26 protein-coding genes are annotated in these 24,600 nt (G+C 45.7%); 11 read left to right on the top strand and 15 right to left on the bottom strand.

The features are described from left to right. Nucleotides 1-76: 76 nt before the first annotated feature. Genes NFI81_RS08440 through NFI81_RS08450 form a run of 3 tightly spaced genes read right to left on the bottom strand, consistent with a single transcriptional unit; the run spans nucleotide 77 to nucleotide 2,564 of the window. On the bottom strand, nucleotides 77-1,849 hold the full coding sequence (locus NFI81_RS08440; RefSeq protein WP_234612929.1) for a sulfatase-like hydrolase/transferase: 1,773 nt from the start codon (nucleotides 1,847-1,849) through the stop codon (nucleotides 77-79). Nucleotides 1,850-1,893: 44 nt separating this feature from the next. Beyond that, nucleotides 1,894-2,040 carry a hypothetical protein gene (locus tag NFI81_RS08445; RefSeq protein WP_234612928.1) on the bottom strand — a complete coding sequence of 49 codons (147 nt, stop codon included), beginning with the start codon at nucleotides 2,038-2,040 and terminating at the stop codon, nucleotides 1,894-1,896. A 23-nt stretch (nucleotides 2,041-2,063) separates the two neighbouring features. Further along, the gene (locus NFI81_RS08450) at nucleotides 2,064-2,564 is read right to left on the bottom strand and encodes a DUF6934 family protein (RefSeq protein WP_234612927.1); all 501 of its coding nucleotides are present in this window, start codon (nucleotides 2,562-2,564) and stop codon (nucleotides 2,064-2,066) included. 283 nt (nucleotides 2,565-2,847) lie between these two features. Here NFI81_RS08450 and NFI81_RS08455 point away from each other — a divergent pair, with 283 nt between their 5' ends. Continuing rightward, nucleotides 2,848-3,798 (top strand): helix-turn-helix domain-containing protein, encoded by a 951-nt coding sequence (locus NFI81_RS08455; protein ID WP_234612926.1) that lies wholly within the window; start codon nucleotides 2,848-2,850, stop codon nucleotides 3,796-3,798. Between the two features lie 77 nt (nucleotides 3,799-3,875). Beyond that, nucleotides 3,876-4,628: an SDR family NAD(P)-dependent oxidoreductase gene (locus tag NFI81_RS08460; RefSeq protein WP_234612925.1), complete on the top strand. Its 753-nt coding sequence runs from the start codon at nucleotides 3,876-3,878 to the stop codon at nucleotides 4,626-4,628. Nucleotides 4,629-4,632: 4 nt separating this feature from the next. On the opposite strand, the gene NFI81_RS08465 is transcribed toward NFI81_RS08460, so the two are convergent. From NFI81_RS08465 to NFI81_RS08480, 4 genes are all read right to left on the bottom strand, one after another. After that, nucleotides 4,633-6,042 carry a sulfatase family protein gene (locus NFI81_RS08465; protein WP_234612924.1) on the bottom strand — a complete coding sequence of 470 codons (1,410 nt, stop codon included), beginning with the start codon at nucleotides 6,040-6,042 and terminating at the stop codon, nucleotides 4,633-4,635. Nucleotides 6,043-6,084: 42 nt separating this feature from the next. After that, the gene (locus NFI81_RS08470; protein WP_234612923.1) at nucleotides 6,085-7,515 is read right to left on the bottom strand and encodes a RagB/SusD family nutrient uptake outer membrane protein; all 1,431 of its coding nucleotides are present in this window, start codon (nucleotides 7,513-7,515) and stop codon (nucleotides 6,085-6,087) included. A gap of 22 nt (nucleotides 7,516-7,537) precedes the next feature. Further along, the gene (locus NFI81_RS08475; RefSeq protein ID WP_234612922.1) at nucleotides 7,538-10,606 is read right to left on the bottom strand and encodes a SusC/RagA family TonB-linked outer membrane protein; all 3,069 of its coding nucleotides are present in this window, start codon (nucleotides 10,604-10,606) and stop codon (nucleotides 7,538-7,540) included. A 253-nt stretch (nucleotides 10,607-10,859) separates the two neighbouring features. After that, nucleotides 10,860-11,228 carry a VOC family protein gene (locus tag NFI81_RS08480; RefSeq protein ID WP_234612921.1) on the bottom strand — a complete coding sequence of 123 codons (369 nt, stop codon included), beginning with the start codon at nucleotides 11,226-11,228 and terminating at the stop codon, nucleotides 10,860-10,862. Nucleotides 11,229-11,484: 256 nt separating this feature from the next. On the opposite strand from NFI81_RS08480, the gene NFI81_RS08485 reads away from it, so the two are divergent. The 7 genes from NFI81_RS08485 to NFI81_RS08515 all read left to right on the top strand — a co-directional run bounded on the left by NFI81_RS08485 (nucleotide 11,485) and on the right by NFI81_RS08515 (nucleotide 15,734). Continuing rightward, on the top strand, nucleotides 11,485-11,796 hold the full coding sequence (locus NFI81_RS08485; RefSeq protein ID WP_234612920.1) for a hypothetical protein: 312 nt from the start codon (nucleotides 11,485-11,487) through the stop codon (nucleotides 11,794-11,796). Between the two features lie 107 nt (nucleotides 11,797-11,903). After that, the gene (locus tag NFI81_RS08490; RefSeq protein ID WP_234612919.1) at nucleotides 11,904-12,326 is read left to right on the top strand and encodes an SRPBCC family protein; all 423 of its coding nucleotides are present in this window, start codon (nucleotides 11,904-11,906) and stop codon (nucleotides 12,324-12,326) included. 110 nt (nucleotides 12,327-12,436) lie between these two features. Beyond that, nucleotides 12,437-13,012: a dihydrofolate reductase family protein gene (locus NFI81_RS08495; protein ID WP_234612918.1), complete on the top strand. Its 576-nt coding sequence runs from the start codon at nucleotides 12,437-12,439 to the stop codon at nucleotides 13,010-13,012. A gap of 88 nt (nucleotides 13,013-13,100) precedes the next feature. Beyond that, nucleotides 13,101-13,565 (top strand): DUF3291 domain-containing protein, encoded by a 465-nt coding sequence (locus NFI81_RS08500; RefSeq protein ID WP_234612917.1) that lies wholly within the window; start codon nucleotides 13,101-13,103, stop codon nucleotides 13,563-13,565. Between the two features lie 376 nt (nucleotides 13,566-13,941). Then, nucleotides 13,942-14,511: a Crp/Fnr family transcriptional regulator gene (locus NFI81_RS08505; protein WP_234612915.1), complete on the top strand. Its 570-nt coding sequence runs from the start codon at nucleotides 13,942-13,944 to the stop codon at nucleotides 14,509-14,511. A 94-nt stretch (nucleotides 14,512-14,605) separates the two neighbouring features. Beyond that, entirely contained in the window at nucleotides 14,606-14,995 is a 390-nt protein-coding gene (locus tag NFI81_RS08510; RefSeq protein WP_234612913.1) for a RidA family protein, read from the top strand. A gap of 208 nt (nucleotides 14,996-15,203) precedes the next feature. Next, nucleotides 15,204-15,734: a hypothetical protein gene (locus NFI81_RS08515; protein ID WP_234612912.1), complete on the top strand. Its 531-nt coding sequence runs from the start codon at nucleotides 15,204-15,206 to the stop codon at nucleotides 15,732-15,734. Nucleotides 15,735-15,880: 146 nt separating this feature from the next. On the opposite strand, the gene NFI81_RS08520 is transcribed toward NFI81_RS08515, so the two are convergent. The 4 genes from NFI81_RS08520 to NFI81_RS08535 form a co-directional block, all read right to left on the bottom strand. After that, nucleotides 15,881-17,113, bottom strand: a complete 1,233-nt coding sequence (locus NFI81_RS08520) for a hypothetical protein (protein WP_234612911.1) — start codon at nucleotides 17,111-17,113, stop codon at nucleotides 15,881-15,883. Nucleotide 17,114: 1 nt separating this feature from the next. After that, nucleotides 17,115-17,678: an RNA polymerase sigma factor gene (locus tag NFI81_RS08525; RefSeq protein WP_234612910.1), complete on the bottom strand. Its 564-nt coding sequence runs from the start codon at nucleotides 17,676-17,678 to the stop codon at nucleotides 17,115-17,117. Between the two features lie 74 nt (nucleotides 17,679-17,752). After that, nucleotides 17,753-18,253 (bottom strand): hypothetical protein, encoded by a 501-nt coding sequence (locus NFI81_RS08530; RefSeq protein ID WP_234612909.1) that lies wholly within the window; start codon nucleotides 18,251-18,253, stop codon nucleotides 17,753-17,755. A gap of 74 nt (nucleotides 18,254-18,327) precedes the next feature. Next, nucleotides 18,328-19,155, bottom strand: coding sequence for a helix-turn-helix domain-containing protein (locus NFI81_RS08535; RefSeq protein WP_234612908.1), 828 nt, complete (start codon nucleotides 19,153-19,155; stop codon nucleotides 18,328-18,330). Nucleotides 19,156-19,272: 117 nt separating this feature from the next. Here NFI81_RS08535 and NFI81_RS08540 point away from each other — a divergent pair, with 117 nt between their 5' ends. Further along, a complete protein-coding gene (locus NFI81_RS08540) occupies nucleotides 19,273-20,145 on the top strand; it encodes a 3-keto-disaccharide hydrolase (RefSeq protein WP_234612907.1) in 873 nt (290 codons plus the stop codon). A gap of 185 nt (nucleotides 20,146-20,330) precedes the next feature. Here the strand turns inward: NFI81_RS08540 and NFI81_RS08545 are convergent, their stop codons facing one another. The 4 genes from NFI81_RS08545 to NFI81_RS08560 form a co-directional block, all read right to left on the bottom strand. Further along, the gene (locus NFI81_RS08545) at nucleotides 20,331-21,014 is read right to left on the bottom strand and encodes a DUF2490 domain-containing protein (RefSeq protein WP_234612906.1); all 684 of its coding nucleotides are present in this window, start codon (nucleotides 21,012-21,014) and stop codon (nucleotides 20,331-20,333) included. Then, a complete protein-coding gene (locus tag NFI81_RS08550; protein ID WP_234612905.1) occupies nucleotides 21,014-21,604 on the bottom strand; it encodes a serpin family protein in 591 nt (196 codons plus the stop codon). Before NFI81_RS08550 ends, NFI81_RS08545 begins: the two co-directional genes overlap by 1 nt. 21 nt (nucleotides 21,605-21,625) lie before the next feature. Then, on the bottom strand, nucleotides 21,626-22,684 hold the full coding sequence (locus NFI81_RS08555) for a calcium:cation antiporter (RefSeq protein ID WP_234612903.1): 1,059 nt from the start codon (nucleotides 22,682-22,684) through the stop codon (nucleotides 21,626-21,628). A 74-nt stretch (nucleotides 22,685-22,758) separates the two neighbouring features. After that, entirely contained in the window at nucleotides 22,759-23,511 is a 753-nt protein-coding gene (locus NFI81_RS08560) for a TerC family protein (protein WP_234612901.1), read from the bottom strand. 421 nt (nucleotides 23,512-23,932) lie between these two features. Here NFI81_RS08560 and NFI81_RS08565 point away from each other — a divergent pair, with 421 nt between their 5' ends. Continuing rightward, nucleotides 23,933-24,586, top strand: coding sequence for a VTT domain-containing protein (locus tag NFI81_RS08565; protein ID WP_234612900.1), 654 nt, complete (start codon nucleotides 23,933-23,935; stop codon nucleotides 24,584-24,586). Nucleotides 24,587-24,600: the final 14 nt, after the last annotated feature.

Consider the following 24,600-nt stretch of genomic DNA (forward strand, 5'->3'; position numbering starts at 1 on the left):
CTTCCGTATGCTCCCGAGTGCCCACTTATCATTTTTAAAACATATCAGTTTTACTCGTTTCCGGCAACAAGAAGGCTCATTTAATCAAAACCAACTCCACAGCGCGGATGTCGGCAAACTTTCGACCCTTCATATACGTAGCAAGCAGCTTCAGTGCGCCCCTGCCCTTCTGCAAATCCACTTTGCCGACTTGCAAGGTTTTGAATTCCTTTTCGTAAGACTCCCCTTTCCGCTCAACCCGGTCCGGGCTATCGATCAGCGGTGGATCGAATGCGTCAGTGATCTTTCCTGAAATACGACTTTTGTTAAATTCTATCGTAAATGCATCCCCAGGCTCGGGGCTGGTGTAAAGGACATTCACCTGATATTTTCCGGTTGTGTTCACTTCCACATTCCACGTTACATACGACTCAATATTATTCCAATTGGCGATCCAGGAAGAGTTGGGTGCAGAGGCGCTGTAAGACAATGTACTGCCCTTGGAACGATGTAAAACGGCGTCCTGCGAAGGAAGCACCGCTTTGGGGAACTGTTGATAGCCGACTGGCAACCAGCGACTTGTGTCGATATTTACCACCATTGCCTGATGCCATTTTTCCAGCGCAACTGAAAGCGTTTTCGCCAGTTCCGGCTCCTTTGCGGCAAGGTCATTTTGTTGGGTAGAATCTTTGGAAAGATCAAAAAGCGAGCCGCCGGAAAACAGGTAAGCACCTTTTCTGACACTACTATTTTTATTAATTGAGCTAAAAAGTGTCCGCTCCGGCACTTGTGCAGCTTTGCCGGTCAGTGCGGGTTTCAGGCTGACGCCGTCGAGTGGTTTTGTGCCTTTTGCCGAGATTCCTGCGAGGTCTGTCAATGTCGGCAACAGGTCAATGTATGCGGCATTTCCACTGATGATTCTGCCGGGCTTAATTTGTCCGGGCCAGCGGATCAGGAAGGGAACTCTTACGCCACCTTCATCAGCCACGCCTTTACGGCCTTTCATATCCCCGTTCCATCGCCAGGAATTCGGACCATTATCGGTGAGATAAATGACAATTGTGTTGTCCGTGAGTTTGAGTTGATCCAGCTTGTCGAGAACGCGGCCCACGTTGTCATCCATATTCTCGCACATGGCCAGGGCTGAGATCGTAACTTCTATTTCCTCCTGACTTTTGTCCTTGCTGAACTGGCTGATCCCTCTCGCTTTTACACGGTCGTAATATTTGTCGGGAACCTGAAACGGGGAATGAGGAGTATTATAAGGGATATAGCAAACAAATGGCTGCGCTTTATTCTTTTCAATAAAATCAATGGCTTTGTCCGTGAGGTCGTCAGTGATGTAGCCTTTACTTCTCTCCGGCTCGCCGTTATGATCGAGCATTGTATTGAAGTAATTGGCATAATGTCCACTCAAAAATCCGTAAAATTCATCAAATCCGCGGCCATTCGGATGATAAGGATACTGGCTTCCATTGTGCCACTTTCCAAACGCACCGGTTGCATAACCTGCTTTTTTGAATAAATCAGCAAAAGTAACCTCGTCCAGATTCATGTACTCCCTGGAACTGGAAACGCCCCAGACACCAGACCGGTAATGGTAGCGCCCCGTCAATAATCCGGCCCGTGTAGGCGCACAAAGCGGTGCAACATAAAACCTCGAAAATCGAGCACCCTCCTTACCGATCTTATCAATGTTAGGCGTGCGGACATTGGCATTACCATTGATGCTAAGATCCCCCCAACCCTGATCATCAGCCAGAATGACGATGATATTGGGCTTCGATTGCGCATTGGCGAAGCGGCATAATGACAATAGGCAAAGCAGAAGTGATACTGCTTTGGAATTCACGACTTTGATTTTAGGCATAGATCTGGTCGATATTTAAATCACAGCCGTGGCGGGTAATCCAATTATTTTTTGGGCAAAGGAAACTTGCTGAAAGTCTCAGCCATGCGGAAAGTTTTCTCTACAATGATATTTCCCTGTTTGGGCGCCGTTTTCAGCCTGTTGTTTTGGCTGTTCGCTGTATTTCCAGATATCTTTGAAGTAGCTGACATGTTTCTTATGTTTATTTTCAAATTTAAGAATTACGAACAGATAATAAAAACCCATCAAAATGAATTCCTTTTCGAAACTCAATGAAGCCGATGTCTTCTTTACGGATCAAACCGTGCAGCTGCAAATCAATGGGCAATTCTTCAAGAATTTTCGATATCTCCCGCTGATATAATCTTGTTCGGGCAAATGTGCTCCCCTCCGCATACAGGTGCGCAACAGGATATTTTTTGAGAAAATCCAGGGCAATGGCTGCGACTGTTCCCAGAATTTGCTTCATATCATCATTCCTGGTTCGAAGCCGGTCGTCGACAATTTGCCGGACTTCATCCCATGCTCCGAAACCGAGGTTAAATAATCCCTTTTCCGGATCATCCTTCACCCTCGTAATGAACGTCCTCAGTTCAAATTTACCGTTTTTCCCCTCGCTGTAAAATTTGTGGGAATCAAGAATTTCGATCCCTGCGAAAGAGTCACCGTACGCATCGGCGCTAACCCTAATTGTATCGTAACTTGATACGCTCATTCCAAATTTGATATAGTGTGTCCTGCCGACGAAGGTTGCCAGGCTTTTACAGAAATCCAAATTTGGATGGGGGATTTTCACATGTTTGCCGCCAGTGGCCGCACGCTGCTGGCTGTCACGCGCAGGCCTTTAAGATACTTGATTCTTTTGCCAATATCTGCATTGGAATCGAATACTGTGTCTATGCCAAACCGATTCTTCCGGCGAACCGGCGAACCGGCGATCCGGCGATCTCGCAATCCAGTAATTTTTGTGTAAATTTGATTTTTACAAAGATAAAATCATGAGTGCAACATCTTTTGAAGAACTTTGCCAGCGCCTGTCCAGTGGTGCGTCGAGGGATCTGAGCGCATTGTTACCCGATGGAATTCAGCATGAAGCAGGGCATTTCAATGTATTCAATCTCACTGAAATCACGCAGACTACACGTGAAAAACCAACCATCCCCTACCCTTGCCGCGCATTCTATAAAATCAGTTTTCTGACAGGACGTTCACGTGCAGAATACCCCGACCGCACGGTTGAGATCACACAACCTACGCTGATCTTTACAACGCCAAAAACACCTTTCAACTGGCTGCCTATCGGGAAACAAACCGGGCAATTTTGCGTCTTCTCCGCAGAATTTCTCCACCCGACCAAAAGCGGCGCGATCCTGGACGAACTGCCCATTTTCAAGTCGCCCGAGCACCCTGTTTATGCATTGTCGGAAAGTGAAGCGGCGCGTGTACAAAGCATATTTGACAACATGGAGGCGGAAATTGCATCCAATTATGCCTATAAATATGATCTCATGCGCGCCTATGCGCTCGAACTGATCCATATTGGCCAGAAGCGGCAGTCCACTACGATGCTGCATCCGAATCACAGCGCATTTGCCCGAACCACTTCCCTTTTTATTGAATTGCTGGAAAGACAATTCCCGCTTGAAAACCCACAACATCAAATCGCATTACGCACGGCGAAACAATATGCCGATCACCTTTCGGTGCACGTAAACCATTTGAACAAAGTCCTCAGAGAAACCACGGGACTGACAACAACCGAGCTCATTTCCGGACGGATCGTACAGGAGGCCCGCGCATTGTTACGACATACCGACTGGACCATTGCCGAGATAGCCGATTGCCTGGGATTTTCCGACTTCGCCCATTTTGCCAAATTCTTCAAAAGCGAAACTTCCTTCTCTCCCGGCGCATTTCGTCGCCAGACAGAAAGTTCGAATTATACATAAAATTGATTGTACGGAACAAACCCGTATATGTGCTTTTCATGGACTTTTGCATTGTTTTTAATCAACATAAAAAGTCAATGACAACGCAAAAAATCGCAATCGTTACCGGTGGAAGCCGTGGAATCGGAAAAGACATCGCATTAAACCTGGCGAAAAAAGGAACCGATATATTACTGACTTATCGCAGCAACAAAACCGAAGCGGATGCAACCGTTGCTGCCATTCAATCGCTTGGCCGGAAGGCAGTTGCGTTACCGCTGAATACCGCCGACACCAGCGGCTTCGACTCCTTTTTCGAACAGGCGAACGCAGCATTATCCGCATCATTTGGCACAGATCGCTTTGATTTCCTGATCAATAACGCGGGAACAAGCCTGACAGCAGCCGTCACCGAAACCACCGAGGAGCAGTTCGATGAAATGATGAACATCCATCTCAAAGGCGTCTACTTTCTTACACAAAAAGCATTGCCGCATCTTCGCGACGGCGGACGGATCGTTAATTTATCCTCGGCCACTTCACGCCAAAGCTTCACGGGTGTATCGGCCTATGCGATCATGAAGGGCGCCGTCGATGTCTATACGAGATATCTTGCGCTTGAATTGGGTTCGCGTGGGATTAATGTTAATGTGGTTGCGCCAGGAGCCATTTTTGGCGGTGGTGCCATGCAGGATTCTCCTGAAATAAGGGCTTTTGTACAAAGTATTACCGCGCTGACCAGGGTTGGATTGCCGGATGACATTGGCGGCGTCGTCGCGTTTCTCTGTAGCGAAGACGCCAAATGGGTCAATGGTCAGCGCATTGAAGTGACGGGTGGCGTAGGGCTGTAATGCGTTACTTTCGCACCTCGCGCTTATCCAGCTCAGCGTCGACGGGAACCACACTTTCCAGATGCTTTTTATAAGCTGCCGCCAATTCTTCGATCACCTGCGGATTTTTGTTTCCAATCTCAAATTTCTCCGAAGGGTCGTGTTCCAGGTTGTATAACAATGGCGGATTATGCTCAGCAGCAGGCTTTTGCGAATAGGAAGGATTTGTTCTAAAATGCGCTTTATAAGCTCCTTTTCTGATCGCGTACAAGTTGTTGGCATCGTAGTAATACACAATGTCCGTCACCTTATCCGTTTTTCCTGTGAGAATTTCAGCAATGTTATTCCCGTCAAGCGGTGCGTTTGCAGGTGCCTCGGCGCCAGCCCATTTCAGGATTGTGGGATATAAATCCATGGAAGTTGCAATGGCCGACGATATTTGCGGCTTAACCGTTCCGGGCATCCAAGCAATGGCCGGAACGCGCATGCCGCCTTCATAGGTGGACGCTTTGGCTTCGTACAGCAAGCCAGACGAACCGCCATTTTCATCGATCAGCGATTTCATCAGCCACGGACCATTGTCGCTCAGGAACACCACGAATGTGTTTTTATCCAGTTTGAGCTCTTTTAATTTATTCAAAATCTGCCCAACGCTCCAATCCAGTTCTTCCACTACATCGCCATACAAACCGCGCTTGCTTTTCCCGGCAAAATCCGGTGACGCATGCAGTGGCACGTGCGGGAACGGGCTTGCGTAATAAATGAAGAATGGTTTGTTCTTGTTCTTAGTGATCAAGTCCGTAACCTCTGCCGTAAATCTTTTCGTCAGCAGATCCTGGTCCGGCTCCGTTTCCAGCAATTTAGAATCGCGGTAAAGGGGCAATGGCGGATTTTCAGTAGATAAAATGGGCTTTCCATCCTTGCCGGTGCGGAAGGACTCTTTGCCCATATCATTGGAATACGGAATACCGAAATAGGAATCAAAACCATAATTCAGCGGCAAAAACTCCGGCAGCGAACCCAGGTGCCATTTTCCGACAATAGCAGTCTGGTAACCCTTCGATTTCAATGCTTTGGGCAAAGTTGTCTCACGTTTAGGAAGTCCGCTGGTGGAATTGATAAAGAAAACTTTGTTGGCGCTATTGGTCCCAAAAACGCCGTTCCGGATCGGCAACCGGCCCGTAAGCAAGGCGGCGCGGCTCGGCGAACACACATTGGCCGCGACGTAAAACTGCGTAAAACGCGTTCCCTCCAGCGCCATTTTGTCCAGGTTCGGCGTGCGGATCGTGGGGTGACCGTAAGAACTCAAATCGCCATAACCGAGATCATCGGCGAGGATGATGATGAAATTTGGCTGCTTTGTCTTTTGGGCAAAACCGGTCACAGAAAGCAGGAAAAATGCTGTTACAAAAACAGAAAAGAGACTTTTTTTCATATTCATATTTTATCAAATCAAACCAAAAAGAAAGCCCCTAGCTTATTTGTAACCTTCATTTTGTTTCAGGCTCGGATTACGGTCAATTTCGCTTTGGGGGATAGGAAATAACACCTGGTAGTCAAATGCCACTTTGCCCCTTCCTTTGGCAAGTTCGATAAATTTGCCATGGCGGATCAGATCCTGGCGGCGCAGTTCCTCGGAGAAAAACTCCCATCCTCTCTCCTTCAAAATCTGCGCACGGAAAGCGTCTTTGGTCGCTACGTTGGCCAATGTTAACGCGGTGAGTCCGGCTTTAACATGAACCTGGTTCAGGAGCGCTAACGCTTCGGGCGTCGGCCCTTTCAATTCGTTCAATGCTTCGGCTTTGCTCAAAAGAATGTCGGCATAGCGGACCACGGGAAAATCGTTGCCCAAATCTGCCCCCGTTGCATTCAAATCTTCTTCAAATTTGAAACTCCGTTTATCATCTTGTCCCAACACAATGTGTTTTCCGCTCAGATCGTCGTATTCTGTCAAAAAAACCTGGCGGCGTTGGTCCTTCGGATCGAAAGAATCGTAAAAACCGGATAATGTTTTCAGCTGCGTTGCATAATTCGCTTTGGCTGTGCCTTTGTATTTATAGTTTGGAGGCGCTGCGTGAGGCAGATAATTGGTGCCTAGTCCCGGCTGCGCCACGTGTGGACGAACATAAATGAACTCAATGTTCACTTCATTGGCCAGCTTGAAAAGATCCGCGCGATTAGTCGAATTGAAAAGGCTGTAACTGTTCAGATCGATTACCTTTTGAGCGGTTTCATCCGTTTTTGCCCAGTTTTTATTGTTTAAATAAAATTTCGCCAAAAAAGCCAGTGCTGCACCTTTGGTGGCTCTGCCATACTGCGTTGCTTTTACAGGCAGGATTTCGCTTACAGCGGTCAATTCATCGGATATAAATTTCACAAATTCTTCCTTGCTGGCTCTGGCCGGCCGGTCTTCGCTGGTGCTGCTGCTGCTGGTAATGATCGGTGTCGGGCCAAACAGATCGTACAGATAAATGTAGCCGCTCGCGCGCAGGAACCTGGCTTCGGCTAAGATCTGTTTCTTTCTTTCGGCATCAAAATCAATGTTCGGAACATTATCAATGACCAGATTAGCGCGGTAAATGGCGCTGTAATAACGCGTCCAGGCTGTATCGAAAAATTCGTGGGACGCATTCCAGGTAAAATCTTCCAGCGGCTGCGCGAGTCCGCGAAGCCCGCCTTCCCGGATAATAATCAGGTCCGTAGTCACCTCGGCCATGACGAAAATATTCCGAAAACCATCCGTGCCCTGCTTTTGTTCAAGCGCATAGGCCGCATTTAAAAGTGCCTCTGCATCATCGGCTGTATTGAAAAAGTTATTAGGACCAAATGAGGAAAATACTTCTTCTTCAAGAGGCTTGTCGCACCCTAAAACGGTCAGTAGCAAAAATATAAAAATCAGCTTTTTCATTTTGTTAAGATCTTCTGCAATGTTATAGGTTGATACTCAGGCCTGCTGTGTAAGTGCGCGACAATGGGAATGCATTGTAATCGGCACGCACATTGGATGTTCCGAACGCACTCACCTCGGGATCGTAACCCGTGTATTTAGTGATGGTGAATAGGTTTTGTCCCGTTACATAAATCTGCACATTGCGTACATATTTCCATTTTGCCGTCGGGAAGTTGTAGGCCAGTTGCAGCGTTTTTAAGCGCAGGTAAGAGGCGTCTTCCACTGCCCGGCTGTTCACATTGCTCGTGTAAGCGACGGCCACCGGAATCGCGGAGGAGTTCGCATTCGTAGGATTTGCCGGTGTCCAGCGATCGGTGTAAGTTTCTACCAAACGGTTACGGCGGAACGAGATTGGGTTTTCCGATTCGGTGCGGTTCAGGTTGAAAATCTGGCTCCCCTGCACGCCCTGAAAGAAGAAAGAAAGATTGAAAGGGCCGTAAGTAAAATCGTTGTTCAGGCCATATGTAAACTTGGGAAAGGGCGATCCCAAAATTGTGCGGTCCTGCGAGTTAATCGCCCCATCACCATTTACATCGCGATATTTATATTCCCCTGGCCGCGACAATGGCTGCGCGGAACCGGCAATGTTGTCGCCCGTCTGAAAAACGCCGTCGACAATGTAACCGTAGTAAGCATTCAGCGGATCGCCTTTGCGGATGATCGTGAAATCATTGGTAAAACCAGCGGAACCACCCAGGATAAATGGCAGCGCACCCAGATCCGTCACTTCATTTTTAATGGTTGAAAAATTAGCGGACGTTCTCCATGTGAACGGAGCGGTAATGTTGATCGAGTTCAAACCCAGCTCGAAACCTGAATTTTTCAGCCCGCCCACATTTTTGAATGTAGTCGTAAAACCGGTCGTGCGCGGCACAGGAAGTTGCAGCAGCAAATCCTTTGTTTCTTTTTGAAAATAATCAATGCTACCCGTAAGCCTGTTATCCAACACACCAAAATCAATTCCCAGGTCCAGCTGCGTGGTTGTTTCCCATTTCAAATCGGGATTTGGCAACTGTGTGGTCGAGATACCCACATAAGGCGTTCCGTCAAATATCGCCTGGCCCTGCGGCCCGAGCAATACGAGCGATTTGTAACTTCCGATGTCCTGATTACCCGTCACACCGTAGCTGGCGCGGAATTTCAAGTCGGTGATGGCATTCACATTTTTCAGGAAAAGCTCGTCCTTAATCCGCCAGCCCAACGCTACGGATGGGAAAACGCCGTATTTATTGTTATCGCCAAACCGCGACGAGCCGTCCGCACGAATAGAGGCAGTCAGCAAATATTTATCATACAAATTGTAATTGATCCGTCCCAGATACGACAGCAGCTGGTTTTTCGTACGTCCGGTTCCGAGTGAAAAAGTGCTCTGCGCGCCCGCTGCAAGGTTATCGGTCCCCAACGCATCCAACGGAAAATTCTGCGCGCCCGCTGTTAATGTGCTCGTTTCGAATTCCTGAAAAGTATAACCACCCAGAATTTCCAGCTGGTGATTTTTGTTAAATGCTTTGCTATAACGGGCTGTGACTTCGATCAGATTATTGTACGAATTACTGGTTAGCACATTCGCCACACCTTTTGTGCCTTCCGCCCTTTTGGTGAGCCGTGAAGTGAAAATATCACGACGTGAATCCTGGCGATCGGTTCCGACATTGACTTTTGCCGAAAGCTCAGGAAGGAAAAAGTACTCTGCAAAAACGCTCGCGAATGTTCGGTTGGTGGTGGCAAAGTCGCTTACTTCATTGGCCAATCCAACAGGATTTTCCAGGTTTACGATCTGTGTTTGTGTCCAGGTTCCATTCGGGTTTTTGATTGTAAGCGTCGGGTCCTGGAAAATGGCTGTGTTGATCACTCCTGCGCCTTCATTAACACTCACGCCATTGGGCACGAAATCATCTTTAACATTGCTGGAATTAAGGCTTAAACCAAATTTGAACTTATCATCGGTATAATTAAGGTTTACCCGGCCCGTATATTTCTTGATGCCCGAACTGATCACCACGCCTTTCTGATCCAGATAATTCAGCGACGCATAGTAATTAAACTTGTCCTGCCCACCGGAAAAGCTCAGCTGGTGGTTTTGAATGGTTCCCTTCTGAAAAATTTCATCCTGCCAGTAAGTACCATCCCCTATCTGCGCAATTTGCTCCGCTGAGAACTCAGGCGCCTGTTTCTGGTCGGCGCGCAGGTCATTGAGCAGGCTGGTATACTGTTTTGCATTCAATACCGGAACCTGCTTGGTAACCTCCGAAATTCCTCCTGAAACAGCGTAGTTAACATTCAGCTTACCTTTGACACCTTTTTTTGTCGTGATCAAAATCACCCCGTTGGCACCGCGAGAACCGTAAATGGCCGTTGCGGAAGCATCTTTCAGGATCTCTACCGACTCAATATCGTTCGGATTCAATGCATTCAGCGGATTGCGTGGCGCTTGCTCGGTTACAACCGTGGAGCCGGGCACAACCGAAGTGTTATTAATCGGCAGACCATCAATCACATACAATGGCTCATTGTTGGCATTGATCGAGTTGGCACCGCGTATGCGGATCGTTACACCACCGCCTGGCTCGGAGCTGGATTGCGTTACCTGCACACCGGGCGATCTTCCGGCAATAAGCTGATCAACAGACGTTTGCACACCTTTGTTGAAATCCTTGGTATCCAGGGAACTTACTGAGCCTGTCAAATCCCGTTTCTTTTGTGTTCCGTAACCAACCACCACGAGTTCGTTCAGCTGGCGCGTATCGTCGCTTAGCTGGACATTCACCTGAGAACGTCGTTTCACCGGAATTTCCTGTGTAAGATAACCGATCCCGGAAATCACCAGTATGGCGTCGTCGGCAGCCTGCAGTTCGTAAAATCCTTCGGTATTGGTTGTCGTTCCGGTTGTGGAACCTTTTATCAACACATTGATGCCGGGCAGCGCCGACTGGTCATTGGCCGAGGTTACTTTTCCTTTGATCAGGTTTTGCGGAAAGCCAGGAAAAGTCAGCAGCAGCAAACCCAGGGTTAGTAACCTTAAATGATGGGAATGGAAAGGTTGAGGCATTGTTAGGTAAAAGAGATTAATCGTAATAAATAAAATATTTGAATGATAGACTTTATAGATTTGAAGCGCAAAATTATATAAACTATTTATTCTACCAAGTTTATAGATTAATTTATAATCAAAAGTTCTGGCGCCCGGGGTCTCCTGAGGCACATTTTAATAATCTGATCGAAATATTAACAGACCTGGCGTGTAGCGAGCAGCTACACGCCAGGTCTTTTTGTGGCTTCATTTTGCTGCCATCACAATCGGATTACTTCCTGGAAAAGGTGCCAAAGTGCCATAAAATGCCGGATGGATCGTGCACGAAGCATTCGGAACCCCACGAATCGACGCGAATTGGGCTTAACCGCACGTTTTTATATTTGCTGGTCAGGTCGAGGGCGACGAGTTGCTCCCAGAAAACATTCACATCTTCGACTTCAAGGAAAATCATTGTGTTATCGATCCAGTCTTTTACATACGCGTCCTGCAGATAAAACCCCAAATCTGCTGTTTTGAATAAACACATATCCGGCGACAGCACAACTTCCTCAAAGCCCAGATCCCGGTAAAAGCTTCTGGACAAATGAAAATCGGCAGCGCCTATAAATGGCCTGATTGATGCAGCTCTATGTTCCATTTTTTTCTTTTTAAATGTCAGGCCAAAAATAAGCTATTGCCCAGAATAGCCCGCTTGATCGTAATCAAGAATTGTTGTCCCTTCTCCCCCAACTTCCGATCGCGATAACACACTCACCGTCACATAAATATGCTCAGGTAGCCGGGCGAGCAATATTTTGGCATATTTTTTGCCACTAAATAGAAAAGAATTTTTTGTACTCAACTGATAACGAATTAGTTAGCTAGAATATATTTGACGTCAATGTAGAAGAAACATGAAAGAGAACTATCGGGAGGAATACGTTAGGCTGTTGAGGATGCAACAGCAACGACAGAGGCAGCATGAGTCTGACTCGGAACAATTGAAGGCGCAACTGGGCTATAAGCACTTGAAAGAGCTTGAAGCTTTGGGATCGGACGTGTCGTTTATCAAGCAAGCATTGGTAATGCGGAGACACTACATGGTTGTGCAAAATCTGAAAAGGCAGGAAAAAAGGGAGCACATGGAAATGGTGCACAAACACTCATTAGAGATCAAACAACTGAAATCAATGTGGGAAGATGTGGATCAAAATCAGCTCAGTTAGGTTTTTGACGCAAAGGACCCTCCATTTTGTCATAATAGGCACCCACTCGTTACGCTAACTTCGGCCATCTTTGTAATGTAATAATTCACAAAAAAAACAAAAACAAAATGGGAACCTTAGCACAAAAAATCACTGTTGAAACCACTGTCAATGCATCTATTGCAAAAGTTTGGGAGCAATTTAACGCACCGGAACACATTACAAAATGGTGCTTTGCCTCGGACGACTGGCATGCACCGTTTGCAGAAAACGATGTGCGCACAGGCGGCAAGTTCAAAACGACTATGGCCGCAAAAGATGGCAGTTTCAGCTTCGATTTTGGAGGCGTTTATTCAAATGTCATTCCGGAAAGTCTAATTGAATATGACATGGAAGATGGCAGACAGGTAAAAGTTACCTTTACGGACAACGGGGACAGCGCTACGGTAACCGAGATTTTCGATGCCGAGCAGACTAACCCTGCCGAAATGCAGAAAGCCGGCTGGCAGGCCATTCTCGACAATTTCAAGAAACATGTAGAGGCAAACTAAGTTTATGTCCTGAATCCCCCCTTAATTTGTTCGATATGGCTTCACAACACGGTCTATCACCAGGTTATTTTTGTAGCGGTTCGAAGTTTGTTCACTAAATACAAAATAACATGAGAAAGATAGTCGCTGCGATCAATATGACGCTTGACGGATTTTGCGACCATACGGCAATTTCTCCGGGGGAGGAAATACACCAGCATTACGCTGAACTGATAAAAAGCGCAGACATTGCTCTTTACGGGAGAATCACTTATCTGCTGATGGAGTATTGGAAAAGCGTAGTAGAAAATCCGACCGGCGACAAGTCAACGGATGACTTTGCAGTGAGCATGGACCGCATTCCCAAAGTTGTATTTTCACACACACTGAAAAACGTCGGATGGCAAACTGCAAGGATCGCGAAAAGAGACCTTAAAGATGAAGTCCAATGGCTCAAAAAACAGCATGGCGGAGATATTCTGGTTGGCAGCCGGAGTCTGATTATTGCTCTGATAAATCTTGGCCTCTTGGACGAATTGCAGATTATGGTACATTCTGTCATAGTCGGAAAGGGTTTGCCATTGTTCGAAATGATCAGCGACCGGACGGTTTGGAACCTGGTGAACACGAAAACCTTCGGTTCCGGGGCAGTAACACTCTATTATCAGCCTTCAAATACAGCTTACAAAGAAATAACGGGTGTTTAACCAGGTAAAAATACATTACACAGACTTCCTGTTTCCCTAACCATGGCAAGATTACCAATTTTGCAAACCAACATTATAATTACAGACCATGGGACAATTTCAATTGGCGCAGATTAATGTGGCTCAAATGAGAGGCGTCAATATCAATGACCCACTGATGAAGGAATTTGTGGACAATCTGGATGCTGTCAACGCGCTTGCAGAAATGAGCGAAGGATTTGTGTGGCGTTTGAAGGATGAGAATAACAACGCAACCGCGTTCGACCCCTATCAGGACCCCACCATCATTACCAATATATCGGTCTGGCGCGATATAACGACTTTGCAACAATTCACTTACCGCTCCTTCCATTCCGAGTTTTTAAAACGAAGGCGCGAATGGTTTTCCGTTTATGGCAGTGTGTACATGGCCATGTGGTGGATACCCGCAGGGGAATATCCTACCATTGAGCAGGCGGTGGAGCGGCTCGAATATCTAAAAACAAATGGTCCGTCTCCATATGCATTCAGCTTTAAGAACAGTTTTTCGGCAAGCCAAACCTCGAAGGCATAAGCTTAATTGGCATGTGATGTTTTTCGCAATCATGGTCCGGAGTTAACCGCAGTCCAGAACCAGGAGGCGACAGCCTCGTGAGCCGTACAGACAAAACATTTGAGCCGTAGAAGCAACTAATGATGTGGTGCGAAAGTTGACCTTTGTAACTATCTCGATGACCGGAGGAGAAATGCCTGCAGGAAGATCTCTTGCGCAGGATTGTGTTGGAAGAAAAATTGGAAGCAGACCAGTAATACATCGGTCCGCCCAATCTGCTGATCCCACCGAACGAATTCCTGCAGGGCTATTTTCAATCCATTATTCCGTACGCCCGAAACTCGGGAACGGCCATGTAATTTGCGCATTCAATTGGTGAGTTAAGCAACCCAAACACATGATGCATTCGAAATTGCGGCAACATATTGAGAAGCTGGTGCCATTAACGGACGATGAATATGCATTCGTTGAAAAGCATTTTGTTTTTAGAAAATTTAAAAAACATCAGTTTATGGTGCAGCGGGGAGAGCTGGTGCCCTATAATTATTTCCTGCTGTCGGGACTGACCAAGCTGGTTCACACCGATGAGGAGACTGAAAAACAATCCATTCTGGCCTTCGCTATGGAAGACTGGTGGGACAACGATTTCGAAGCTTACTACACGCGCACAAAGGCAACACTTTCCATGGAATGTCTCGAAGATACCGAAGCGTTATGCTTGTCGCTGGACAATTTTCATGCATTACGTGTCGGTTTGCCCAAAATCGAGCATTTCTTTCTGGAAAAAGTAATGTCCGGCTTTTTAGCGGGGCAGCGCCGCATTCTTTCGCTGATGACTTCCAGCGCCCACGAACGTTACAAACAGTTTGTCGCCCAGCATCCAACGCTCCTGCAACGCCTGCCCAAAACGCAACTCGCTGCATATCTGGGTGTTTCCCGCGAGACGCTCAGTCGGTTGGACTTGTAGTGTGACTTACCTCACACCAAAGTCGTGAGCCAGGTCACGGGATGGTTTTCAATGCGATCGCTAGTTTTGCATTGGAAATCAAACAAGCTTAAAAATGGAAAAAAGAATCATAAATCCTTGGAAATGGCAGGACGGACGGTCCTACAATCAAGGCGTAGAAGTGAAGCATAGCGAAAGCACCTTATACGTGGCAGGCCAGGCCGCCGTACATCCTGATGGCACATCGAGCGACGCAGATATGCGCACCCAGCTGCTCCTGGCCATACATAATCTCGAACAGGTCGTCAGCCAGGCCGGATACGAACTCAAAAACATCGCCCGCCTGACCGTATACACGACCAACCACCCGGAGTTTTTCTCCGTCTTCGACACATTCACCGAATGGATCGCCGAGAACGAAATAAAGCAAGTCACGAGTGTTATCGAGGTAAAAACGCTTTATGAAACCTTATGCGTGGAATTGGAAGCGACGCTTGTAAAGTAAGCGGGCGTTTTTGTCCCACATGAAAAAGGCAACTGTTCGTCCGGGCAGTTGCCTTCTTCATGTTTATGTTTCTTCCGGTAATTTATATAAATCTGCCAGTAAGTTATCCGAGCACTTCCCGGCAGATTTATTTTGCAGAGAAACCCCAACAGCGCTGCTGGAACGGAAATTGATAACCTTCCGCATTCATCAACATTTAAATGATATCATGAAGAAAATAACAACAGGGATCGCCGCATTAATGCTTCTAGCAGGCGGGACGCTTTTTGCGCAAAGCACGACCAATCAGACTACGCCGAAACAGGGGACGAGCACAACAACCCAGCAGGGAACCTCGACTTCGGGGACGCAAAATCAAAGCACTACCAATAACAGCATCAATCCTACGGGACAGCGCCCCACTAACCAGGGCAACACTGCTCCGGCAACGCAAAGCAACAGCACCACGCAGGACACCGCTGCTTCGGGTACGCAGAACAACAGCACTACGAATAACAGCATCAATCCGACAGGACAGCAGAACGGCAGCCCGTTTAATAACAATTCGGCAACGCAAAGCAACAGCAATACGCAGGGAACAGGCACCACCGGAACCCCGGTTACGACCAGTGAAGCAGATTCAACGAAAAGTAATCTGAACGAAAACTCGGGTAACAGCAATGCAGGAAATTCCGACATGTCGGACAACAAATCGAAAAAGAAACGGAAGGACAAAAAAGGCAATTCAGATCCGAACTGATCTAAGACTAAATGAGTAAAAATAACCCCGGCAATTCATGGCCGGGGTTATTTTTTTATGACTGTTTTGTGATTTCATTACTTTTATAACAATCAAGTTCAATATGTGGAGGGAGGCAAATAAATGTTATAGTTTAAAGTTTGGTATTATCTTGGTTTGCCAAGTAATCCTGTCAATTTCAATTGAATGCCTAAGGAAGTGAGCTGTAAATTTTCAGCGGTTACGGGACCGATCGGATATTTAACATATGGTTCGATTCCTAAACCGTAATCTTGCATTTGATAATTTAATCCAATCCCCAAATAAAGAGCGCCGCCAAAGGTCCAGTTGCCTCTTTTATCGTTCTCTCTAACTGAGCTGAAATCTTCAACAGTTTGCGTTGAAACTACGACGGGGCCGCCTGCAGTTTCGGATACAGTTGTGATTTTGCGGCTGGTTTTGTAAAAGTAATCCGAGACTTGCCCGACACTACCCATCCAGGATAAACCCCCAACAGCAGTGATTGCAGTCTTTTTGAAATTTTTGAGGCTGTATTGCAAGTGCATAGGCACTTCCACATTAAACCACTGATAATGAGCGCGTTGTAACTGCGCAAATCCACCCAAGGGTGTTGACGCCGCCGCATTTTTTTCTACATTTAGAGACTGTTTGCTTCCGGATGTGCCTGTAACAAAGGTGATTTTCTGTGTGACCGGAATATACAAAGCACCGCCTACACCATAATTCATTTCCAAATGCGTGTTAGCGGCCCGGTTTGATTGCTGTGAAACGGCCACGCCAAAACGAATAGATCTGGCCTCGTGTGGCGCTGGTTTTGAATGCTGCTGCAGAGGCGGAATATATAACTTGCTGAAATGGACGCTTTGAAACCTCAAAGGCAGGGATTGCAAAAAGTCCAGGCTCAATAATTCTTGCTTTTGTATTTGATCCTCTATTGGGAATTTATTTGCTGGCTGACTGTCTTGCGTTGCAGCCAGCGATTCCTCCTGGTAAGTTTTCGGGCTGTGCGTTTTAGTTATTATACGATCTTTGATCTTCGACTTCACTAAATCCGAGCTGGATGCCGTAATACTTGCATTTTTAGAATTGGGTAAATTTTTAGGGGTTTGTTTGCCAGAAAGCCTGGTGCTTTCTATCTGGTTTTTTGCAAGTATACCTTTCGTTGTTTTGCCGCGGGGAACTAGTTGATTTATCAATATGGCTGTCCCGAAAACAATCAGCAAAGCGGCCACATTCATCCAAAAAATCAAAACTCTTCTTTTACGATTGCGGTTGTCGCGGAATCGCTCAAAATGCTGCCAAGCGCCTGGCTGAAAGGGCTCCGTATACTCCCAGAGCTGGTCGATCATTCGCTTGCTATCGGGTTCCTGGTCTGACATTTCAATTGCTTCCGTTTTGTATCGCTATCATTTTCCGCAGGCTCTGTTTCCCTTTTGCAAGATAAACCCTTGACGATGAGGCCGAGATGGCCAACATTTTACCAATTTCCTCATGGCTATATCCTTCCACTTCATACAAATTGAATACGACCTTCCAGACAGGCGGGAGTTTTTCAAGCAGCTGTAAAATCTCTGTTACTGACTGATTTGAAATCACTTCTGCATCAATTTCAGCAATTTCAAAAACTGCATCCAGGCTTGTTAAAGCAAAATTTTTCTTTTCCTTTCGAAAATAGTCAATGGCTGTGCGAACAACCATTGCCCGCATCCATGCCCTGAAAGACCGGATATCCGGCAATTGCCTGGGTAGCTGATCAAATATTTTGAGAAAAGAATCACTGACTGCTTCCTGCGCCAGATCGTACACAGAAAGGTATCGCACACATATTCCCATCGCTAAACCAAAAAAATGCTTAAAAATCCATTGCTGCGCTTTGGGATCTCGTTTTGCGCAGCGTTCAATCCATTGTTTTTCATCGGTTGTGCAATCAGATAGCCATTCCACAATAAGATATAACGGTATTGACCCCGGCTTAACCAGGGTCAATAGAAGATAAGGTGATTGAATAGGACGCTGTGTTACTTCGGACTGGATGTGCTTCCGTCGGGATCGACTACTGTATCTTGTTTTTTGGAGCCGTTAGACACTTGCACGGTGACGTCAGACGCATTTGCTACGCTACCAAAGAGCTTTTGAAGATCCACTTCCAGCGTGTAATTATGTAACATGGCATCCTGAACGCCATCCGGCACGTCGTATCCTACGACAAGTTTGGCCTGCATAGGGTAAGATTCCAGCAGCAAACCATCCCAGACCACTTTGTAGTTCTCTATACCACCGGCGCCGGTCACCTGTATTTTCAGTGTGTTACCCGTTCTGACAACTTCTTTGATTTCGAAAGGTGTGCCGTCAAAAGTCTCGCGTGCGGCCATTAGCTTATTATACTCACCGCTGTTCGTCTGGATAAGTAAGCCTAAGTCTTGTTCCGGAGCAATGTTGTTTTCCCTGTTACAAGAAAATGAAATGGCCAGGACAAGAAGCAGAAGAAGGGTAATACGCTTTAAGAATTGTGTTTTCATTTTGCTAACAGATTAAATGGTTCATAATGATGTCGTAAAATGGCATTGAAATGCTACTTCAATTGCAATGATCGTCATCCGCGTTGACGGAATAATGCAGGCGAAATGCCTGTGTATTTGCGAAATTGTTTGCAAAGGTGGCTCTCATCGGTGTACCCAAATTCGTCCGCTATTTCCGTCAGTGTATGCTTGCTATAAAGCAACCGCGATTCGATAATTCTGACTTTATACCTGATAATATACTGTTTGAGCGATTCGCCGGTGTGCCTTTTAAAAAACAGGCTGATGTAAGCCGGTGCATAATTAAATTGCAGCGCCAGATGCTCTATCGTAAGGCATTCCGGTTGGAAAATATGCTGGCGAATGTACATCAGAATCGCCTCCACAGAATATTTTCGTGCATCATTGGCCGGAGAATGGTTGAAAAGGTTCCGCGCAAGAACCAGTAGCATACTCCGCAAGATGCTGTCGCGAACCATATCGAAATAGGCAGACTTATCATTCGCGCACTCCGCCTCCAGCACAGCCAGCAAATGCAGTAACTTTCGCTTTTCCTGCTTATCGGTCACAATGGAATTGGAGCTTTGCGACGAAGTGCTAAGCAACGTTCTGATGATCGGCTGCCAGGCGGCTTCCGGCTGCTGCTTTTCGGCAGACTCATTGAAACGGACAAAACAGAATTCTGTGGTTTCGCTGATCTCGAAATGGTGAAAATCCTCCGGCCCCAGCAGGAATACATCGTCGCTCGCATACACGTAAGCATGTCCATTGATATGGTGCACTCCACTCCCCTTTAATATAAAAATGATCTCAAAATATGTGTGCTTGTGCACGGAATGCTGCCACACATCGGCCTCAAAATGGTAAATGCTGAAGGGCTCGTGAAGAATATATCTTTTCATGGAATAAGATCTTAATGCAAATCTACCGACATATGATGGATTTGTACAAAAACAGACATTTTTTCATTTCTATTTTTGTAGAAAAACAGAATACGGCACTTACAACCTGAAAACGATATGAGATTGACAATTTTACTGCTGGCTGCATTATTAAGCATTTGTACGCTGCCTTCCATACAAAATAAGGATGAGTGGGTTGTGCTTCTGGATAAAGATCTCAGTCAATGGGAGAATTATCTCAGCTACAAGCATAAAGACAATTATAATGGAAAAATACCAGTTGACGCGGCTGGCAAGGAAATAGCACCCGTTGGATATAACAAGGATAAGAGTCAGGTTTTTAAAGTGCTCGACGAGCCGGGCGGCCCGGTTTTACGGGTTAGCGGGGAGCTTTACGGATGCGTTTTTACCAAACAATCTTACAAAAACTACCACCTCAAATTACAGGTCAAATGGGGCGTAAACAAATATGAACCCCGGAAAGAAAAACTGCGTGATTCAGGCATTTTATACCATTCTATCGGTGAAGCGGGTGCTGAATACTGGCGTACTTGGATGATGTCGCAGGAATTCCAGATCATGGAGGGGCATATGGGAGATTTCTGGTGCCAGGCAAGCTCTGCGATCGATATCCGCTCATTTCCATCCGAAGGTGTGATGAACCGCGTCGCTGATGAAAGCCAGCCTTTTGGCACATTCAAATCAGGAAGCGACTATTTCTGTATGCGCTCTGGGAATTTTGAAAAACCAGATAATGAATGGAATACCTTGGAATTAATCTGTTTTGAGGGACAAAGTCTGCATATTGTAAACGGGCATGTGGTGATGGTTTTGAAAAACTCACGTTACATTAAACCCGGCGGCGAAGAAATCCCGATGACCAGCGGCAAGATCCAGCTGCAAAGCGAAGCCGCCGAAGTTTTTTATCGTGATGTGCGCATCAAGCAGCTTAGTGCGCTGCCGGCAGCGTATCGAAAGTATTTTTTGTAAGTGGATTTTTGCCAGTCTGCAATTTTACGCAGCCGACATTACATTCGGACAGCGTGTTGAACATTTGACAGAAGTTATTTCTCTTTAACAAGCGGTGTCCTCAACAGCATTTTGACAATAGTGGCAAAAGAAGAAGTGATGAGGCCATGTTTAGCAATCCCGAAGTGGCGCACCAATTAACTGCTTTAAATACTTACAAACCAAGCAATTGTCAGCCAAAATTGTTGCGCTTTTGTCTGAGTATTAAATTCATTTACGCGGTATTCCAAGCCTAACTCGATCTTGTTGTTATCGGAAGCATTATACCCTATTGCAGCTAATCCTCGTATTTCCAGATCCGGATCGCTGTTTGAGAAAATACCCAAATATTCATTATTTATCTTCCCATAAAATTCCTTAGGATCGATCTGCTGACCGTTCAAAGGCATTTCCAGGCCCAGGCGATATCGCAGGCGGAACTCTGGTGAATTGTCAGCACTAAATGTCTCATCAGCCACTATGCGATGTGCAACACTGAGCACCTCCAGGTTTTTTACATGATTAAACTGCTGTATGAAACGATGTGTAAACCGTCCGTCTTCCAACCGTATCAGGTAACCTCCGCCGACGGTATTGTCGGCTGACACTTTTTTGGTAAGTATAAAATTCAGATCTGTCCTTTCGTAATCAAAACGATGGCTGGCGAGTGCTTCCGGCTTTTTGCTGGAAAATATTTGCCGGGTTTCCAGCTTCGTATTTAACTTCCAGGTCTCAGCTACTTTGACATTAACATTGATTTGAGAAAGCGTCCCTGCCCTGTAATTGGCCTGACTAAGTGCCGTAACTGGGATTATGATATATAACAGACAAGCTAGAAACGATTTATACATCAGTATATTAAGTTATCAGTATTACGCTGCACAATCTCGTTAATACGCACTATGGTTCCGTCACTTTCAGCTAGCACTTCAAAATAGTTTTCGATTTTGTCCCGATAACCTCTTACGATTAGCTCGTACCTGATCAGGACACCATTTACGGCCCTATCCTTGTTTAAAGACTCTTGCAAGGTTTGGGCTGATCCGTTCCAATGAATCTGGGTTTTGACAACCTTGTAGCGCGAAAATGCTTTGCTCAGCGTATCTTCTAATTTCGTCCGGCCATTCGCATTCATTTTACTGATACTCGACAATATTTCAACATCCTGGATATTTCCCGCTTCATCGAATTCAATGCTAAACCGTTTCCCCGAAGATTTCAGCTTTGCTTCTATGGTCTTACCGGTAAGGCTTTCTTCCAGGTACCAATGAATTTTAGGTTTTTTGAACACCGAATTAACAAACTCCATTGCCTTTTGGGGAACAGCATCCGGCTTGATGCTATGCTCCCGCTCATATTTTTTCTGACCCAGACAGGGCGTCCATAGCAACCATGCAATCAGGGCAAAAACGATGTTCAAGCAGGTTTTGGTAAAAGTCATAAGAGCTTGCGATTAATGTATTTAAGGAAATACGATTGTGAAAATGTACATCATTAAATTAACCAGGAGCACAATCGCATACAAGCCATTGGTTTGTCCTTTGTTTAGTGACAGCATAACCGTAAAAACTGAGAGGACAAGCAGGACCATGGATTTCATACCCAAGCCAAGTATCAGGGGCAGATCCATGATAGTGCAGACAATCACGACAGTAGGGATACTAAGTCCAATACTGGCTAATGCCGAACCGAGGGCAAGGTTAATGCTCGTCTGATATTGGCCGCGTCTGGCCGCACGGATAGCAGCAATGCCTTCTGGCAGTAAAATAACGGCTGCAATAGCCACACCCACCAGTGCCGTGGGTAAGCCGGCTGCGATGATTCCGCTTTCAATTACCGGGGAGAGATTTTTGGCCAGGAAAATAACTACACCTAAACATACGAGCAAAAAACCAAGGCTGGTCAGTGCTTCGCTTCGGGTAACATCTTTCTCTTGGCCGGAAACTTCTGCCAAAAAATACTTGCGGTGCCTGATGGTTTGCGTAAATATAAAAGACCCATAAATGACCAGGCAGCAGACGCCAATCGCAATGAGCTGTGGGGTACTGTAAGAAGGTCCGGCGATACTTGTGGTGAAATTTGGCAATACCAGTGTAAGCACCAGAATGGATACCAGGCTTACCAAAGCAATTGTTACACTTTTTGTTTCAAAGCTCTGTTCTTTGAATTTCAATGCTCCTACAAACATACTGATACCCAGGATGCCGTTCAGAATAAGCATAACGGCTGCAAAAAGCGTGTCCCGTGCATAAGTATCGGCACCGACGCCTCCCGTCAACATGAGTGATACAATAATCGAAGCTTCCAAAAGCGTTACCGCTACTGCCAGTATGATCGTGCCGTAAGGTTCGCCTACTTTGTGTGCGACCACCTCAGCATGGTGTACCGCCGAAAACACACCTGCAATCAAAGCAACCACGGCTAACGAGTTGACTACAAAGCCTGTACCAATAGGCAGCACGAGGTAAAAAACCCAGGCAATAGCGGGTGCTATGTAACTCCACTGAAATATTTTTTTCATAACGTTGATGGTAATGGCCGAAATTATACTGACCAATAGTATTTAGTTGGCTTCCATTTTACATAGTTAAAAAGCTATGGTAGCAGGCGATCTTCACCTTGCTGGTAATGTTCATGGGTTTTTACAGGCGCAGATTTTGATTTGTTCATGCGCATCTGGAACACATCCACCAACAGTGAAAACGCCATAGAGAAGTAAATGTAGCCCTTTGGAATTTCAAGCCCGAAGCCCTCGCTGACCAAAGAAAAGCCAATCAGTAACAAAAATGACAAAGCGAGCATTTTGAACGCCGGGTGCCGATTTACAAAATTACTGATTGTTTCAGCAGCTACCAGCATTAATATCACCGTTGCAATAACTGCCACGTACATTACCCAAACTTCCTTTACCATTCCGATGGCCGTGATGATTGAATCGATGGAAAAAACCATATCCATGATCAGTATTTGGGTAAGGACCTGCCCAAAAGAGGAAGCTTTTATCTGTTTACTTTGGTCGCCCTCCTCTCCTTCCATTTTGTGGTAAATCTCAGTAGCGCTTTTGTAGAGCAGAAATAAACCTCCTGCGAGCAAAACAAGCTCTTTTCCTGAAAACCCTTCACCAAAAACCACAAACAGGTCTTTATCCAGTTTCATAATGAGAGAGATTACAAGCAGAAGGCCAATCCGCATCACACCTGCGAGTATCAGACCGTACTGCCTGGCTTTCTTTTGCTGGTTTGCAGGAAGCTTTGCAGCGATTATTGATATAAAAATCACGTTGTCGATCCCAAGAACCGCTTCCAAAGCGACCAGCGACAACAGTGAAACGATAACTTCGAATTCCATGAGCATTTGCTGATTAAGTTTTCAATATAAGGACTAGCATCGTGTTAACTCCCCGTTATAAGTGATTTGATTCGGCTTGCCAGTATATTATTTTGATATAGCTTCCTTTCCAAAACTATTTTTAGTAAATTTACAACTGTAAAAATAAAAATGCAAGAAACTGACTTATCTCAGAAAAGTCCCTTCATGTAATATTGATGTAACTGCCAAATAATGGCACGAATCCCGAGCTTTTAAGAACAGGAAAAATTGCATACACCTAATTCAAAGCAAAACCTATTATCAAGATGATCATGGAAAACGAACAAACCAGACAGAAAGACGAAACCTTTACCGCTTTGCTATACGCATTTGTGATCATTCTTATTTACATCATCATTTGCTTTTTGATGCTTAACAATAAATAAAAAATCCTTCATACATGGAAATTTTTCACCAGATCCTTGATGTGTTCTTCCAATTGGACAAACATCTGGGAAATATTATTGAGCAGTATGGGGCATTGACCTATGTTGTACTTTTTATGATCATTTTTATCGAAACCGGGGTCGTCTTCATGCCGTTTCTACCAGGAGATTCACTGTTGTTTGCTGCAGGAATGATGGCCGCTAAATATCCGGATTCGCTCAACATTTGGCTTGTAATAGCGTTGCTTCTAATAGCGGCGATATTGGGCGACAGCTGTAATTATCTGATAGGAAGGCACTTCGGGACCAAAATCCAACAAATCCGCATATTTGGAAAAAGAATGATAAAGCCTGAACAGCTTGCCCAAACGCACGGGTTTTATGAAAAATACGGTGCCTCCACGATTGTTATCGCACGCTTTGTACCGGTCGTCCGGACCCTGGCACCTTTTGTGGGTGGTGTTGCGGCAATGAATTACAGCACTTTTTTTAAATTTAATATCGTTGGGGCAATCCTTTGGGTTGTCAGCCTCTCCCTTGCTGGATACTATCTGGGCAGCATCCCACTGGTTAGGGACAATTTCGAGAAAGTAGTATTAGGTATCGTTGCATTATCAGTGTTGCCTATACTATGGCAGTTACTTAAAGCAAAGCTCGCCTATACATAACACGGCGAAAGAAA

It is taken from the genome of Dyadobacter fanqingshengii (assembly GCF_023822005.2).
Taxonomy (GTDB): domain Bacteria; phylum Bacteroidota; class Bacteroidia; order Cytophagales; family Spirosomataceae; genus Dyadobacter; species Dyadobacter fanqingshengii.

Excerpts from the sequence above, each read along its gene's own strand:
- NFI81_RS08545 (WP_234612906.1), bottom strand. The coding sequence starts at position 21,014 with ATGTATAAATCGTTTCTAGCTTGTCTGTTATATATCATAATCCCAGTT.
- NFI81_RS08450 (WP_234612927.1), bottom strand. The coding sequence starts at position 2,564 with ATGAGCGTATCAAGTTACGATACAATTAGGGTTAGCGCCGATGCGTAC.
- NFI81_RS08535 (WP_234612908.1), bottom strand. The coding sequence starts at position 19,155 with ATGAAAAGATATATTCTTCACGAGCCCTTCAGCATTTACCATTTTGAG.
- NFI81_RS08565 (WP_234612900.1), top strand. The coding sequence starts at position 23,933 with ATGGAAATTTTTCACCAGATCCTTGATGTGTTCTTCCAATTGGACAAA.
- NFI81_RS08495 (WP_234612918.1), top strand. The coding sequence starts at position 12,437 with ATGAGAAAGATAGTCGCTGCGATCAATATGACGCTTGACGGATTTTGC.
- NFI81_RS08455 (WP_234612926.1), top strand. The coding sequence starts at position 2,848 with ATGAGTGCAACATCTTTTGAAGAACTTTGCCAGCGCCTGTCCAGTGGT.
- NFI81_RS08445 (WP_234612928.1), bottom strand. The coding sequence starts at position 2,040 with ATGTCAGCTACTTCAAAGATATCTGGAAATACAGCGAACAGCCAAAAC.
- NFI81_RS08440 (WP_234612929.1), bottom strand. The coding sequence starts at position 1,849 with ATGCCTAAAATCAAAGTCGTGAATTCCAAAGCAGTATCACTTCTGCTT.
- NFI81_RS08510 (WP_234612913.1), top strand. The coding sequence starts at position 14,606 with ATGGAAAAAAGAATCATAAATCCTTGGAAATGGCAGGACGGACGGTCC.
- NFI81_RS08485 (WP_234612920.1), top strand. The coding sequence starts at position 11,485 with ATGAAAGAGAACTATCGGGAGGAATACGTTAGGCTGTTGAGGATGCAA.
- NFI81_RS08560 (WP_234612901.1), bottom strand. The coding sequence starts at position 23,511 with ATGGAATTCGAAGTTATCGTTTCACTGTTGTCGCTGGTCGCTTTGGAA.
- NFI81_RS08470 (WP_234612923.1), bottom strand. The coding sequence starts at position 7,515 with ATGAAAAAGCTGATTTTTATATTTTTGCTACTGACCGTTTTAGGGTGC.
- NFI81_RS08465 (WP_234612924.1), bottom strand. The coding sequence starts at position 6,042 with ATGAAAAAAAGTCTCTTTTCTGTTTTTGTAACAGCATTTTTCCTGCTT.
- NFI81_RS08540 (WP_234612907.1), top strand. The coding sequence starts at position 19,273 with ATGAGATTGACAATTTTACTGCTGGCTGCATTATTAAGCATTTGTACG.
- NFI81_RS08460 (WP_234612925.1), top strand. The coding sequence starts at position 3,876 with ATGACAACGCAAAAAATCGCAATCGTTACCGGTGGAAGCCGTGGAATC.
- NFI81_RS08520 (WP_234612911.1), bottom strand. The coding sequence starts at position 17,113 with ATGTCAGACCAGGAACCCGATAGCAAGCGAATGATCGACCAGCTCTGG.
- NFI81_RS08500 (WP_234612917.1), top strand. The coding sequence starts at position 13,101 with ATGGGACAATTTCAATTGGCGCAGATTAATGTGGCTCAAATGAGAGGC.
- NFI81_RS08475 (WP_234612922.1), bottom strand. The coding sequence starts at position 10,606 with ATGCCTCAACCTTTCCATTCCCATCATTTAAGGTTACTAACCCTGGGT.
- NFI81_RS08505 (WP_234612915.1), top strand. The coding sequence starts at position 13,942 with ATGATGCATTCGAAATTGCGGCAACATATTGAGAAGCTGGTGCCATTA.
- NFI81_RS08490 (WP_234612919.1), top strand. The coding sequence starts at position 11,904 with ATGGGAACCTTAGCACAAAAAATCACTGTTGAAACCACTGTCAATGCA.
- NFI81_RS08530 (WP_234612909.1), bottom strand. The coding sequence starts at position 18,253 with ATGAAAACACAATTCTTAAAGCGTATTACCCTTCTTCTGCTTCTTGTC.
- NFI81_RS08550 (WP_234612905.1), bottom strand. The coding sequence starts at position 21,604 with ATGACTTTTACCAAAACCTGCTTGAACATCGTTTTTGCCCTGATTGCA.
- NFI81_RS08515 (WP_234612912.1), top strand. The coding sequence starts at position 15,204 with ATGAAGAAAATAACAACAGGGATCGCCGCATTAATGCTTCTAGCAGGC.
- NFI81_RS08480 (WP_234612921.1), bottom strand. The coding sequence starts at position 11,228 with ATGGAACATAGAGCTGCATCAATCAGGCCATTTATAGGCGCTGCCGAT.
- NFI81_RS08555 (WP_234612903.1), bottom strand. The coding sequence starts at position 22,684 with ATGAAAAAAATATTTCAGTGGAGTTACATAGCACCCGCTATTGCCTGG.